The organism is Hymenobacter arcticus (genome assembly GCF_054779975.1).
The window spans coordinates 510,559-524,941 of sequence record NZ_BAAGXF010000003.1 but is presented as its reverse complement, the minus strand read 5'-3'; the positions used below and the strand labels follow the sequence as shown (position 1 = coordinate 524,941).

Genomic DNA, 14,383 nt, shown 5'->3' with positions numbered 1-14,383 from the left:
TTGCTGCTAAGCGGCTATTTTGCGGGATGCCACTCTCCATCTGGCCTTAATCGCCGGTTATGTAGGGTCGAGAATACTTCCGCTCCTTGCGCGCTTAAAAATGCGTCCGCTGATTGAAAATCAAGGCAATAGCTATTCGTGAAAGCTTCAAATTGCCAGCGCACCAGCAAGCCGGCGCCATTCAAATAAGGCTCCGCATACGACTCGAAGCCGGGCAGTAATTTCTGCTGTGCTTCCTCTTCGGTGAAGGCTTTAACCACCAGCAACCTGTCCTCATACGTTTGCATTCCGTTCGTTGCGTTCTCAATTTGAATAGCGAACCGGGCCTGAATGCACCAGAAAGACGGTTCCGGGTCTACCTCTCTAGGAACCAGGTCCTCAATGCTCTCGATAGTTATCCCGCTCACAAACGACTGTTGTAAGAGGGGTGGCAGCTGGGATAATCGCAGGTGGGCCGTCAGGCCAGTAGGCCTATTGCGCGAGCCTATGCGCGTGAAAGACATAACCGGCAGCAAGGCCACCAAATATTGGTAGGCTTGCCGGTAGTAAGCAGCTATTTGCCTACCTCGCTCACGCGGGGCAAGATGAACAACGAATTGGTAGCCAGGATACGCTAAGTGAACTTGGACAGCCGCGAGCTGAGGAAGCATATGTAGGTCGGCCCCGACTAAGCCCCACAGCTCTAACTCAGCTACCCCAAGCTTTTGGAGGTACTCCATTTTACAAATTGCAGTTTAAATCTGATAATCTTAATTCTGAGTTGCTGCAACCGACTGCTGCCCATCCCAGCGCCGGAACACCCAGCCCGCGCCCGCGCCTAGCGCCGCGCCCACCAGCCAGCCGCCCAGTACATCGAGGGGGTAGTGGGCCGCCAGATACACACGGCTGTACGAAATCACCGCGGCCCAGACGAACACGCCCGCTTTAAGCGAGCGAAAGCGGCCGGCGGGTAGCGTAAAGAGCAGAAAGACAGCGAGCCCCATCGCGTTGGCGGCGTGCGACGACATGAAGCCGTAGGCCCCGCCGCATCCATCGGGCAGGTAGAGCTGGGTGGCCAGGTCGGCGGCGTGGCAGGGGCGGGGGCGGGCTGCCCAGGGCTTGAAAATGCGGCTCGTAATGCTATCAGCCAGCGCCACAGTGGCGGCCAGCAGCGGCAGTAGCAGCAGCGCCTGGCGGCGAAAATGGTAGATGAGCCAGCCCAGCAGCACCGTGTAAAACGGAAACCAGACCTTAATCTGGGACGCAAACGTCATCACCGCGTCCAGCAGCGGCGTGCGGGCGTGGTTGATGGCCAGTAGCAGCCGGTGGTCGAGGTCGGTGAGGAGGTGTAAAAGGGAAGAAACGGACATGAAAATACAATTGTCATTGCGAGCCTGCGAAGCAATCGCACTAATAACGAGGCGTGCGGATATCGGGCGGGTGCGATTGCTTCGCAGGCTCGCAATGACAGCCGGCTGCTACGTTGCTACACCCACTCCACACCCTTGCGCAGCCAGCCGAGCGTAGAAGCCTCGTGCGAGCCGGGGGCGGGCGGGGCGGGGTTGTAGCTCCAGCCGCAGCGGGGAGGCAGGCTCATGAGGATGCTCTCGGTGCGGCCGCCGGTTTCGAGGCCGAAGCGGGTGCCGCGGTCGAAGGCCAGGTTGAATTCGGCGTAGCGGTTGCGGCGCAGGGTTTGCCAGGCTTCCTCGCGCTCGCCGAAGGGCAGGGCGTGGTTTTCGGCCATTAGCTCGGTGTAGAAGGGCCCGAACACCTCGGCCACAGCCTGCACGAAGCTGAACAGCTCGGCCGCCGTGCCATCCTTACCTACCGTCAGGCGGTCGAAGAAAATACCGCCCACGCCACGCGTTTCCTGGCGGTGGGGCAGGTAGAAGTAGTCATCGGCCCAGCGCGTAAACTTGGCGTAGTAGGCCGGGTTGTGGGCATCGCAGGCGGCTTTTAGGCGCTGGTGAAAGCGCTGGGCCTGCGTTTCATCCACGTAAATGGGGGTGAGGTCGATGCCGCCGCCAAACCACGCCTCGCCGTTGCCGGCCTCGAAGTAGCGCACATTCATGTGGATGATGGGCACCCGCGGGCTGCGCGGGTGCAGCACCACGCTCACGCCAGTGGCAAAAAAATGCGGGTCGGGCATGTGCAACTGCCGGGCAGCGGCGGCGCTCATCTCGCCCTCCACGGCCGAAAAGCCTACGCCGCCTTTTTCCAAAATAGCCCCGCCCTCAAACACCCGCGAGTGGCCGCCGCCGCCGCCGGGCCGCTGCCAGTCGTCTTGCCCAAAGCGCACGGCGCTGCCGTCGGCGGCTTCGAGCTGGGCGCAAAGGCGGGTTTGAAAATCCTGGAGCCAGGTAGTTATAGCGGTGCGGGTGAGGGACATAGTGGAGTAAGAATCGGTTGTCATTGCGAGCGCAACGCAGTGGAGCGAAGCTAATCTTTCCTTTTACATTGGATTAGTAACCCTGGGCGACAAGGAAGGATTAGCTTCGCTGTCCTTCGGGTGCCGCGCTCCACTGCGTTGTGCTCGCAATGACAACCCGCCCCAGGCGTTAGCATTTCCTTACAAAGGTCGGGCGAACGCGTAATTTTACCATCCCCACTGGCTCTACCCACCCCTGTTTTTATGCTGATTGATGCCCCCGCCGCGCCCGCCGTGGCTACCCCGGCCGTGCCCGCGGCCCTACTGCAACGTGCCTACTTACTGATGCACACGGCCGCCGAAATGGCCGCGCTCTACGAAGCCCAGAAAACCGTGGCCGCTCGCTACGTGCACGCCACCGCCCGCGGCCACGAAGCCGTGCAGCTGGCCGCCGCCGCGCTGCTGTGGCCCACCGACTACGCCACGCCCTACTACCGCGACGATGCCTTGCTGCTGGGCCTGGGCCTGCGCCCCTACGAGCTGATGCTGCAATTGTTGGCCAAGCGCGACGACCCTTTCAGCGGCGGACGCACCTACTACAGCCACCCCAGTCTGTACCGGCCCGAGTTTCCCATCATTCCGCACCAAAGCTCGGCTACGGGCATGCAGGCCATTCCGGCCACGGGCATGGCCCACGCCATCAGCTACCTGGAAAGCCAGGGCGAGGACCTGCTATCGCCCGACCCGCGCGATTTCTACCTCTCGGGCCAGCCTTTGCCGGGGCTGAGCCAGCTAGCTTCAGCGGCCCCAACTAAGCCGCTGGTGCTCTGCTCCATCGGCGATGGAGCCATGACGGAGGGCGAGGTGAGCGAGGCGCTGCAAATGGCCATTTTGCACCGGCTGCCCATCGTGTACTTGGTGCAGGACAACGACTGGGGCATCTCGGCCACGGGCCGCGAAATGCGCGCCATGGACGCCTACGATTTTGCCGCCGGCTTTCCCGGCCTGCACCGCGTGCGGGTCGATGGGGCCGATTTCGAGTCTTCGTATAATGGTTTGAGTGAGGCGTTTGCGCACGTGCGCGCGCGGCGCGGCCCCGCCCTGGTGCACGCCAAGTGCCCGCTGCTGGGCCACCATACCAGCGGCGTGCGGCGGGAGTGGTACCGCGGCGACGACCTCACCGCGCACCAGCAAAACGACCCGCTGCCCCGCCTGCACCAGCGCCTGCTGGCCGCCGGCGCTACCGAGGCCGAGCTAACCGAGCTGGCCGCCCAGGCCCGCGCCACCGTGGCCGCCGACTGGGCCGCCGCCCAGGCCGCGCCCGACCCCGACCCCGCCACCTTCGCCGACCACGAGTTTGCGCCGCCCGCCGTGCTCACCGAGGCTGGCGAGCGCGCCCCCGCCGGGGCCGACAAAGTGCTGATGGTAGACGCCGCCCTGCACGCCGTAGACGATATTTTGCGCGAATTCCCCGAGGCCCTGTTCTACGGCCAGGACGTGGGCGGCGAGCTGGGCGGCGTATTTCGCGAGGCGGCGCTGCTGGCTAAGAAGTACGGCGAGAAGCGCGTATTCAATACACCCATTCAGGAGGCCTACATAGTGGGCAGCACGGCCGGCATGGCGGCCGTGGGCGCGCGGCCCATCGTCGAGATTCAGTTTGCCGACTACATCTGGCCGGCGCTCAACCAGTTAGTGGAGGAGCTGTCGAAATCGTGCTACCTCAGCATGGGCAAGTTTCCGGTGCCGGCGCTCATTCGGGTGCCGGTGGGGGCCTACGGCGGGGGCGGGCCCTACCACTCGGGCTCCATCGAGAGCACGCTGCTTACCATCCGGGGCATCAAGGTGGTGTACCCCAGCAACGCCGCCGATATGAAGGGCCTGCTGCGCGCCGCTTTTCTTGACCCCAACCCGGTTATTATGCTAGAGCATAAGGGGTTATACTGGAGTAAAGTGCCCGGCACCGAAGACGCCAAAACCACCGAGCCGGCCGCCGGCTACGTCATTCCGCTGGGCCAGGCCGCCGTGGCCCAGGCTGCCGCTGCCGACAAATTAGCCAGTGGCGAAACGTGCGTGGTGGTCACCTACGGCATGGGTGTGCATTGGGCTCGCGCCGCCAGCCGCGACTACCCCGGCCGCGTCGAAATCCTCGACCTGCGTACTCTCAACCCCCTCGACTGGGACGCCGTACTCGCCGCCGTGCGCCGCCACGGTAAAGCCCTGGTGCTCACCGAAGAGCCCCTGCTCAACTCCTTTGCCGAGAGCCTGGCCGGGCGCATCCAGCGCCACTGCTTCCGCCAGCTTGACGCGCCCGTGTTCACCCTCGGCGCGGCCAACCTGCCCGCCATCCCGCTCAACGTGGAGCTGGAAAAGCAAATGCTGCCCAGCGCCGCCAAAGTGGCTGTAGCGTTGGGTGAACTACTTGGCTATTAACGTAGTACTAATAAATTAGGATATACGCAAAAGCCGTTTGCCATTGCGAGCACCGCGAAGCAATCGCATCCGAACGACACTCGAACAGCTCGCGCTGGTGCGATTGCTTCGCGGTGCTCGCAATGACAAACGGCTTTTGCGTAAGCCCGCCAACCAAAAGGGACCCCGATGACTAGTCATCGGGGTCCCTTTTGGTTGGCGGGCTTACCTAAGGGCAAGTGCTGCGCCCGGCAGAGGCTACTGCTGATGCAACAGGCGCAGCGTTTGGCCGGCTACGCGCAACACACTCACGCCCAGCGGCAACGCCTGAAGGTTGAGGTCGTGGGTTTGGCCGCCGGCCAGCGAGTAAGTAGCCAGCAGGCGGCCGGTCAGGTCGTAGACCGTTACGGCGTAGGGGCCGGCGGGTAGCGCCGTGAGGTCGAGGGTAGTGGCCGCGTCAGCAGGGTTGGGGTAGAGGGCCACCGTGGCCAGGCCCGCGCCGCCCAGGCGCACTACGCGCACCGGCGAGTAGCTGGCTGTGCCATCGGTATCGACCTGGCGCAGGCGGTAGTAGAGCAGGCTGCCCGCGCGGGCGGCCTCAGCATCCACATAGCTGTAGGCGGCCCCAAGAGCGCTATTGCCGTGCCCGGCTACCGTGCCCAGGCTAGTGAAAGCGCCGCTAGCCGTAGCCCGCTCCACGTCAAAATAAGCGTTGTTGACCTCGCTGGCGGTAGTCCAAGTGAGCTGCGCGGTGCGGCCGGCGGCTGTGGCCACGAAGCTGCTCAGCACTACCGGCAGGGGGCTGGCGTTGCTGAAATTAACTACCGTAGGAGCCGGCGCATCAGCGTTGGCCGAGCTGGGCAGCGTGGCTCCCGTGGTAGAGCGGTCGGTGGCCAGCACCTGGTCGGGCGATACCAGTGAGCCGTCGCTCAGCTGCTGGTAGCCACTGTTGGGGGTGGCGCTGGCGGCGCTGGCATAGGCCGTGTTCTGGGCTTGGCTGGGTACGCTGCCGGCCGGGTACGTAACGCGGGCCGTGAAGGTGAGCACGGCCGTTTGGCCGGCTTGCAGCGACTGGGTGCCCGGCAGCAAGCCCGTGTTGCCCTGCTGGCCGGTGAAGGCCGCGTTGGCAGCCACGGCGGTTCCCGCAATAGTAGCCGTGGGCCCCGCCGTGATGGCTACGCTAATAGCCCCCGGAAACGTGACATTGCTAGTACCCGCGCTGGCCGAAAACAGAAAGTCATTGACCTGAATGTTAGGGTCTTCGGCGCTGCTGGTGTTGCGCAGCTGAATGCTGAACGGCACGTCGAACACCGTGGCGCTGCGCTTGTTGATGGCGCCGGCCGCCTTCACTACGTCGAGCTTTTGGGCCGGGAAGGCGCAGCTGGCCCCGTCGCCCTGGCTGGCCGTGTTGGCTGTGCCCACCGACGTGGTGAGGCCCGTGACCAGGTCGTAGATGAAAAACTCACCCTCGTTGCTGGCCCCGTAGAGCGTGCCGCTGGCATCGAAAAAGATGGAGCCCATGTTGCCGCCCGTGGTGCCGGTGCTCAGGGCCAGCACCGGCTTGCTGGCGTTGGCGCTGGCCAGGTCAATGCGGTAGAGGTTGTTGGGGAAGCGCGAGGCGTAGAGGTAGCCCGTGGAGGGGTCAAAGGCAATGTCGCCGCAGTTGGCCGCGCTCGCCAGCGGAATGCCCGCTGCCGTAAACGTCTTTAAGTCAGCCCGGTAGATGGTATTGGTGCTGTTGTTGGCCAGGTAGTAGTTGCCCTGGTTGTCGGCCGTGGCCGAGTTGAAGGCCTGGGCCGGCAAGCCCGGCATCAGGCCCAGGTTCATGGCACCGGTCTGGCTGAGCTGGTACACCTGCCCCACGTTGGCGCTGCCGGCCGTGGTATTGATACCCACAGCGTAGAGGTAGCCATCCTGCCCGCTCAGGGCCAGGCTATTGAGCCGCACGCCGGTGTCGTAGAGCAGGGTGGCGGTGTAGTTGACCGCGCCGCCCGCGGTGTTGCGCACCAGCCGAAACAGCTGAGCTGTAGCGCCTACCTGACTAATCTGGTAAAACTCGCCGCTGCACGCAAACGGCTGCCCACCCACCCGCAGTTGAATGGTACCCTCATTGCTTCTCACGGCCGGGCTGCCCGCGCTCGAAATGGTGTAGGTAACGTCGGGCACGCTGCCCATGAAGCCCGCGGCAGGCGTGAAGGTGACGTTGCCGGCCCCGTCGCTTTGCAGGGTGCCCGCGGCCAGCACCCGCTGGGCCTGCACGCCGGGCTGGGTCAGGTCGAGGTCGAGGCTCAGAAAGTCGAAGCCCGCGCCCGACACGTCGTTGGCGGTGGGCTGAAATGTGCGGGCGGTTTGGTAGGTAACCAGCACAAAATCGTTGTTGGCGATGGGCCCCACCGTCACCGTAATGCTGGCCCGGTTGGAAGCCGCACCTAAGGCATCGCGCACGAAATACGTGGTGGTGCTGGTGCCCGAAAACGTGGCCAGCGGCGTAAACGTGACGTTGCCCAGGTCGTCGGCCGTGAAGGTGCCCTGCCCGCTCACGGTGCGTGTGGTGAGCCGAGTAGCGGCGGTATTGGTGGTAAAATCGACCGTGGCCGCTAGTGGTAAACCCGTGTCGTTGGCCGTGACGGAAAAGGTAACGGCGGCGTTGCCCGGCGTGCTGGCGGCGTCGGGGTTGGCTACCGGGGCCGCGCGGGCCGCCAGCCAGCTTCCAAGTAAAAGGAAGGTGAGTAACAGATTTTTCATTCAGTTGAATTTTGAAGAAATTCTGCAAATTTAGCCCGCGCTCCCTACTCCTGTATTAGTTGATGATGCTAAAATTAGTAATTATTAGTTGTTTAATGCAAAACAGATGGAGCTTTCAGCTGGTAGGCGCAGGCTGGGGCGCTGCCCACCCGGCGCGGCTTGTGCCACCGCCCGTGCCCGCCGCGCCCGGCTTACCGGCGTGCGTTAGAACGGATAGCCCAAGCCCACGTTCACAACCGTCTGGTTATCCGTATGCTTCACGGCATTGCGCAGGCGCCAGGGCTGGCCGGTTTCGGTGGGGTCAAATACCTTGGTAGCTACGTCGAAGCGCAGGATTAGGAAGGTAAAGTCCATGCGAACGCCGAAGCCCGAGGCCACGGCAAACTGCTTGTAGAAGCGGTTGACCAGGAACTCGGCCCCCGGCCGGTTGGTGTCGGGCTGGAGAGTCCAGACGTTGCCAAAATCAGTGAATAGCGCACCCTTGATAAACGAATACACTGGGAAGCGGTACTCCAGCGAGCCCTCCAGCAGCACCTCGCCGGGCTGCTCGGTGTAGTAGTCGCGGTCGCCGCCGGGCAGGCGCGTGGCGTAGGAGCCGGTGCCCAGGCGGCGTGGGCTCCAGGCGCGCACGCTGTTGGAGCCGCCCGCAAACAGGTACTTGTCGTAGGGAATAATGAAGCGGTCTACCGTGCCGCGGCCGCGCTCGCCGGTGGTATCGGGCGTGGTGGTGAGGGCGTGGGCCAGGCCCCCGTTGAGGCGCCAAGCCAGGTAGGTGGTGGGCGAAAGCTTGTAGTAGCGCCGGTAATCGACCGTGATTTTGGCAAAGTTGTACACCGACAAGCCGGTTCTGGTAAACCACGACTCGTTACGGTACAGCCCCCGCGTGAGGCCGCCCAGCTCGGCAAACACGCGCAGGTAGCTGGCATTGCGGGTCTGCGTGAGGTCGTTGGAATTATAAAGCGAGGTGAAGCTGAAGCTGGGCTCGTAAATGGGCTGAAACGAGCGGTAGAGCGGGCTACCCTGGTTGATGCGCAGGCTTTCAAGCCGGTTGCGGTAAAACGGGCTGATGACGGGCGTGCTTACAATGCCCAGGTCTACGGGCGTGAAGATGAACTGCTGGTACGGGCTGGTTTGCCAGAGGTAGTCAAACGTAAACTCGGTGTTGCTGCGGGTGTAGTAAGCGCTTCGGGTATAAGTGGTTGACAGGGCAAAGCGGGTGCGCGGCTGGTAGTCGGCCAGGAAATTGCCTAGCCGAAACGGCACCAGAAACTGCGGTACCAGCAACGCCGCCGTAGCCCCGTACTGCACCGTGTAGGTGGCAATGCTCACGCTGTCGTTGCCGAGCTGGGCCAGCTGGCCCTCCAGGCCGGCGCGGGCGCTTAGCTCCAGCACCTCGGCCCCGCCAAAGGGATTGCGCCACTTGAGGCGGAAGTTGGCAAAAGGGCCCACCTTGGTAGCCACGTAGGTGCCGCCAAATTCGGTAGTTTCGGAAAAGCGCGGGCTAGGCGAAGTAGTCACAATGGCATCAAGCAGGCCAGGGGCTGCCGGGCCGGTGGGCACCGTGGCGGCTGAGCCGGCCGTGAGCGCCCGGCTGCTGTCGGCGGCCACGCCCTCGGTGCCGCCCCCGCTGGCCTCGCCAGCGGTGGGGCGGTCGGTTACCTTGCGGTAGCTCAGGGTGTTAAACCGGAACATGTCGAGGCTCGAAAGCTGGCGCTGCGTGCGTTGGGTGCGGGCCTGGCTGTAGAGCTGGCCGGGCCGCACCGTTACCTGCCGCGCCAAAATGCCCGGGCTAATGGGCAGCGGCCCGCGGCTGGAGAAGATGATACTATCGAGGCGCACCGTGTCGCGCGGGATAGCGTTGCGGCCCACGCGCCGCAGCCGGCGCGCACTCAGCGAGTCGGCCACGGCGGCGGGCGTCACGCCCGCCGGCATGTTGGCCGTGGAGATGCGCCCCGTGGCCGAGCCCACCGCCCGGCCCGACACGTTGGTGCTATCGGCGGGGGCGGCTACCCGGCCGCCGGCGCGGCGGCCCGCCCGCCGGGTGGTATCGCCCGAGGCCAGGCGTAGGGCACGGTTCTGGCTCACGTCGGTGAGCACCGTCACGTTGCGCAGGCGGTAGGCGCGATGCCCGCCGGGCGGGCTGGCAATGAGCACGCGCAGCCGCACCTGGTTTTTCTCGAAGCTGGTATCGGCTTCCAGGGTGATGTACTGGGCCCGGAAATCGTAGTAGCCCGCGTTTTTGAGCAGCGCTTCGAGGCGCTGCCGCTCCTGGCCAATCACGTCCTCGTTGTAGGCATCGCCCACGCGCAGCACGGTAGCGCCTTGGGCCCCGGCCACCACCCGCGCCACCCCCGAGTCAGGAATGCTGCGCGTGAGGCGGCTATACGTAAAATCTTGACCCTCTTTCACTTGGTAAGTAACTGTCACGAGCCGGTGTAGGCGCTGCCCGGCCGAGTCGCGCAGCGGTACCGGCCGCACGGGTTTGCGCAAACCCACCGCCCGCAGGGCGCTGGCAATGAGGCTGGGCTTCGAGCGGGCCGAATCAGTAAAGCCGACTTGCGCCCGAAAATATCCCTGCGAGCGCAGGTAGGTATTAAGCTGGTCCACGGTGCGCTGGCTCAGCGTGGGGTCGTAGATAACGGGCGGCTCGCCCAGGCGCATAATGGAGTTGCCCTTGTCGAGGGCCGTGCGCTTGCGGGCCAGCAGGCGGTTGCGGTGGGCCAGCACCTTACCGGTGCGGGTGGAATCGCCCGTCACCCCGGCCAGCCGGCCGGCGTACCGGTCCTTTATTTTGGTGAGCCGCCGCTGAATGCGGGCCGAATCATAAAACGAATGGCCCAGCTGGTACACGGCCAGCTTGGGAATGGGGATAGTGCGGTTGGGCTTTTGCTGCACCAGCGTGAGCAGGCGCTCCTGCTGAGCCGTGCTCAGGCCGTCGCTTTCCACCTCCACCTTGGTGAGCAGGCGCTGCTGGGGCGTGAGCAGGCGCAGCGGCGAGCAGCCCACCGCCACCAGCAGGGCCACCACGGCCAGCAGCAGCCCAGCGGCCAGGCTGGTGGGGCCGATGCGCGGCCGGTCGTTACTTTGTTGTCCTAATGGTTTCAAAAGCTCTCGCCAAATACGTTCGGTCGCTACACCAGCGCAAATATCGGCAACGCCACGCCGCCTTCCTGGTCGAAGGTGCGAAAAGCGTGCTAGAATTGCTCGGCTCGGGCCTCGAAATCGAGCACTTGCTCGTTACGCCCGCCTTTGCCGGGCAATTGCCGCCCACGCCCGGCCTGCCGGTGCAGCTGGCCACCGAAGATGAGCTCACCCAGCTCGGCACCCTGCAAACCAACGCCGCCGCGCTGGCCGTAGTGCGCCGCCCGCCCGAAATACCGCTGCCCGCCGCCCTGCCCGCCACCCACCTCGTGCTGGCCCTCGACAACGTGGCCGACCCCGGCAACCTGGGCACCCTCTGGCGCCTGGCCGACTGGTATGGCCTGCCCGGCCTGGTGCTGAGCGAAAACTGCGCCGACCCCTTCAACCCCAAAGCCGTGGCCGCCAGCATGGGCGCCTTCGGCCGCGTACCCGTGTGGGCCGACCGCGACCTCGCTGCCTGGTTGGCCGCGCTACCAAAAGAAGTTGCCGTATACGGGGCTGATTTAGAAGGTGATAACGTGCATAAACTGCACCTGCAACCAGCCGGCGTGCTGGTAATGGGCAGCGAAAGCCACGGCCTCAGCCCCGAGGTGGGCGCGCAGCTCACGCGCCGGCTGCACATTCCGCACGGCCCCGGCGGCCGCGCCGAGAGCCTCAACGTGGCCGTGTCGGCCGCCATCCTGCTGGATAATTTCTTTCGGAATAGCTAAGTAGCGCGAAGCTCCGGCTTCGGGCGCGAGCGCAGCGAGCATCTGTGCTAGGGCGAAGTTTCTGCCCCGGCTGCTCGCTATGCTCGCGCCCGAAGCCGGAGCTTCGCGCTACATGTTAATTACCCAATAGCCGCACGCCGAAGCTCACCGTTTGGGCCTGCGGGCCCTGGCCGTCGCGGAAGAGGTTGTTCAGATTATACTTCGCAAAGAAGGTTACCGACTTGTAGCCCAGCACGCCTTGCAGGCCGTACTGCCAGTCGTTGAGGCCGTAGTTGCCGTAGTCCTTGTCCTTGCGGGTATTGCCGTCTTCGAAGTATTTGAGCTTGGTCCAGCTGTTGAGGCGGTAGCCCACGAAGCCGCCGGCCCCCAGGCGCAGGCTGGTGCGGTGGTGCTGGTCGTGCAGGTTGAGCTGAAACATCAGCGGCACAGTGAAGGTGGAAGTGGCCAGCTTGGTTTTCTGGTACTGGCGGCCATTGGTTTCGTTTACTACGCTGGTTATCCCATTAATATTCACCCACTTTGAGTTGCCTTCCAGCATGTAATTGTTGAAGGCAAATTCGGGTCCGAAGATGAGGTAAAGCGGGCTGCGCCGCCCGCCCAGCCGCTGCTTGAAGTCGAAGCCCAGGTTGACGTAGCGCGAGCCCAGCGTGCGCAGGTCGGGCCGGCCGGGGCCGCTGCTTAGGTTGGTGAGCGCGTTCAGTCCCAGGTCAAACACAAAGTCGGTAGACGACGATTTGCGGTCCCAGCGTGCCTGGCGCATCGAGTCGCGGCGGGCCTGGCGGGTTTCGGAGTTGCCCGTCACGTACGTTTTTTTGCCGTCGTGGTCGATGCGCATCTGCAAGCCAAAAGCCTTGTCGAGGGCCACATCTACGCGGCTGGTGCGGTCGCCGGGCTGGCCGGGGGCCTTGTGAGTGGTGATGCGAATTTCCTCGGGCAAGTCTTTGCCCGGCTGGTCGCGGTTGGGGTGAAACTCCATCGTGGTGCGGTCGGTGGTGGCCACCTGGGCCGCCGCATCGGCCTGCTTGATGTAGCCGCCCAGCCGGGCCACTAGTGAGTCGAGGTGGTACTGGGGCAGCTGGCGCAGCTGGGCAGCATCGCGTACCACCAGCGTCATAATAGCCTTATTGGGCAGCCGCACCACAATGGTGTCGGTGGGTGCGGCGGCCAGGGGCAGCTTGGGCAGGGCCAGCGTACGGGCCTGCGCACCAGTAGCAGCGGCGGCAAAAAGCGCCAGCAGCGCAGCAGAAAAAAGAGCGGGTTTCATCAGTGAAAGACGTTGAGAAAAGGCTGTGAAAAGGAAGGCTGCCCCGATAAAAAGGCAAGGAAATCGAAAACTAACACCAGTAAGTAAGCTAGCGTCGGCGGCTACAGGGCAATGGTCTTGCTGAGCGTGCGGCCGCCGAGGCGGGCGTGCACGGTCAGGGTTTCGGGCAGGCCGGCGGTGGCCTCGGTCAGGCTCACGGCTTCGCCGTGCACTAGGTGGTCGGCTTGGCGCAGCAGGCCTCCGAGGCGCAGGCGAGGCCGGCGCTGGGGGGCCGCCTCGGCCACTACGGCGGCGGCCGGGGCCGCGGTGGGGCGGGCGGTTTCGGGGCCGCGCCGCACATCTACTTCAATCACGCCGGCTGGGGCAGTGGCGGCCGTGAAGGCCGCTACGGCCAGGGCGGCATTGTCACGGGGGGCGGCCGGACTACCGATTGTTGTCGGGGCCTCCTGCGAGGTAGTGCAAAGCTGGTCGACCGGGGCTTTCCGCCCCCCGGTGGTGGCCAGCTGGCCGGTGGCCGCGTCCGGCCGCCGGGTTGTTGGGTGAATGCTACTAGCTACCTGGGGTGCCGTGGCGGGGCGGCGCGGCCGGGTAATAGTGGCTATCGGGTGGCTAGATGGGGAAAGGGGAGGAGCCGTTGCCTGGCGAGTAACATTTTCTTGATTTTTTTTAGAAATGCTGGTTTTGTTGCCCGCAATTGATTTATTATCAATAATTTGTGCTTCTAGCGTCAGGGTTGATAGCACCTGGCGGCTGGGTGCGCCAGGCTGCGCAGCCGTAGCGGATGCTGCCGGCCGAGGGTTCGTAGTAGCGGTAGCCACGGTGCCAGCCAGCCGCCCCAGCTGCCCGCGCCACAGCCCGGCGCCGCCTGCCAGCAGCGTAAGTAGAAGCACGGCGGCGGCCGAGTATTGCCACCAGGCCACCACCCGGCGGCGGCGGGGCCGGGGGTGCAGGTGCTCGTCTTCCAGGCGCTCCCACAACTCACGGCGGGGCTGGGAAGCATGGCCGCCCAGCCCCGTCCGAAACAGGGTGTCGAGGCGCTCGGCCTCCGCTAGCTCGGCTAGCCGCTGCTGCAAGCCGGGGCCGGGGGGCGTGGCGTGCCCATCCAGCTGCTGGCGAAACAAGTCGTCGAGGTCGTTGGTGGCCATTATATTATAAATTATTGTTTGTCAAGTAATTACTTAATACCGTTTTAGCCTAATTGCTCGTAGCCAATTGGAGGCGGCGTTGCAGCATGGCCCGCGCCTTGCTGAGCTGCGACTTGCTGGTGCCCTCCGAAATGCCCAGCAGCTCCGCGATTTCGGGGTGCGAGTAGCCCTCCAGCGCGTAGAGGTTGAACACGGTGCGGTAGCCGGTGGGCAGGGTTTGGAGCAGGGCCAGCAACTCTTCGGCTTGCAGCTGGGTATCGGCGGTGGCGGGGGTGGTGGCCAGGTTTTCGGGCTGCGCAAAGTCCTCAAACGAGAGATGCAGCGGCTCGCGGCGGCGCAGCTCCATGAGCGCCTCGTTCACCATGATGCGCCGTATCCAGCCCTCAAACGAGCCCTCTTGCCGAAACGTGGGCAGCGCCCGAAACACCTTGGCAAACCCCAGCAGCAGGGCCTCCTCGGCGTCTTCGGGGCGCTTTAGGTAGCGGCGGCACACGGTCAGCATCAGTCCCGCAAACTGGTTGTAGAGCTGGCGCTGGGCGCGGGGCTCGCCCCGCAGGCAGGCGGCAATGAGGTCGGGCTCAGTCACGGAAAAAGGTAGAAGTAGGGCAGCGGCACGAAGGTA

General features: G+C 64.4%; 10 protein-coding genes. 2 read left to right on the top strand and 8 right to left on the bottom strand.

Annotated features, from left to right (window positions below):
* Positions 1 to 14: 14 nt before the first annotated feature.
* From ACYVGC_RS08585 to hemF, 3 genes are all read right to left on the bottom strand, one after another.
* Entirely contained in the window at positions 15 to 719 is a 705-nt protein-coding gene (locus ACYVGC_RS08585; protein ID WP_460583399.1) for a hypothetical protein, read from the bottom strand.
* A gap of 30 nt (positions 720 to 749) precedes the next feature.
* On the bottom strand, positions 750 to 1,349 hold the full coding sequence (locus ACYVGC_RS08580; protein WP_460583398.1) for a phosphatase PAP2 family protein: 600 nt from the start codon (positions 1,347 to 1,349) through the stop codon (positions 750 to 752).
* A 116-nt stretch (positions 1,350 to 1,465) separates the two neighbouring features.
* A complete protein-coding gene (gene hemF / locus ACYVGC_RS08575) occupies positions 1,466 to 2,368 on the bottom strand; it encodes an oxygen-dependent coproporphyrinogen oxidase (protein WP_460583397.1) in 903 nt (300 codons plus the stop codon).
* A gap of 243 nt (positions 2,369 to 2,611) precedes the next feature.
* Between hemF and ACYVGC_RS08570 the strand changes: the two genes are divergently transcribed.
* Positions 2,612 to 4,777, top strand: coding sequence for a thiamine pyrophosphate-dependent enzyme (locus tag ACYVGC_RS08570; protein WP_460583396.1), 2,166 nt, complete (start codon positions 2,612 to 2,614; stop codon positions 4,775 to 4,777).
* A gap of 237 nt (positions 4,778 to 5,014) precedes the next feature.
* Here the strand turns inward: ACYVGC_RS08570 and ACYVGC_RS08565 are convergent, their stop codons facing one another.
* Together ACYVGC_RS08565 and ACYVGC_RS08560 are read right to left on the bottom strand one after the other, a co-directional pair.
* A complete protein-coding gene (locus tag ACYVGC_RS08565) occupies positions 5,015 to 7,501 on the bottom strand; it encodes an Ig-like domain-containing protein (RefSeq protein WP_460583395.1) in 2,487 nt (828 codons plus the stop codon).
* Between the two features lie 204 nt (positions 7,502 to 7,705).
* Positions 7,706 to 10,606 (bottom strand): BamA/TamA family outer membrane protein, encoded by a 2,901-nt coding sequence (locus ACYVGC_RS08560; protein ID WP_460583394.1) that lies wholly within the window; start codon positions 10,604 to 10,606, stop codon positions 7,706 to 7,708.
* On the opposite strand from ACYVGC_RS08560, the gene ACYVGC_RS08555 reads away from it, so the two are divergent.
* A complete protein-coding gene (locus ACYVGC_RS08555; protein ID WP_460583393.1) occupies positions 10,597 to 11,352 on the top strand; it encodes a TrmH family RNA methyltransferase in 756 nt (251 codons plus the stop codon). The genes ACYVGC_RS08560 and ACYVGC_RS08555 overlap by 10 nt on opposite strands.
* A gap of 115 nt (positions 11,353 to 11,467) precedes the next feature.
* Here ACYVGC_RS08555 and ACYVGC_RS08550 read toward each other — a convergent pair whose 3' ends face one another.
* From ACYVGC_RS08550 to ACYVGC_RS08540, 3 genes are all read right to left on the bottom strand, one after another.
* Entirely contained in the window at positions 11,468 to 12,616 is a 1,149-nt protein-coding gene (locus tag ACYVGC_RS08550; protein WP_460583392.1) for a porin family protein, read from the bottom strand.
* A 101-nt stretch (positions 12,617 to 12,717) separates the two neighbouring features.
* The gene (locus ACYVGC_RS08545) at positions 12,718 to 13,761 is read right to left on the bottom strand and encodes a hypothetical protein (protein ID WP_460583391.1); all 1,044 of its coding nucleotides are present in this window, start codon (positions 13,759 to 13,761) and stop codon (positions 12,718 to 12,720) included.
* Positions 13,762 to 13,810: 49 nt separating this feature from the next.
* Positions 13,811 to 14,347 (bottom strand): RNA polymerase sigma factor, encoded by a 537-nt coding sequence (locus ACYVGC_RS08540; RefSeq protein ID WP_460583390.1) that lies wholly within the window; start codon positions 14,345 to 14,347, stop codon positions 13,811 to 13,813.
* Positions 14,348 to 14,383 lie beyond the last annotated feature (36 nt).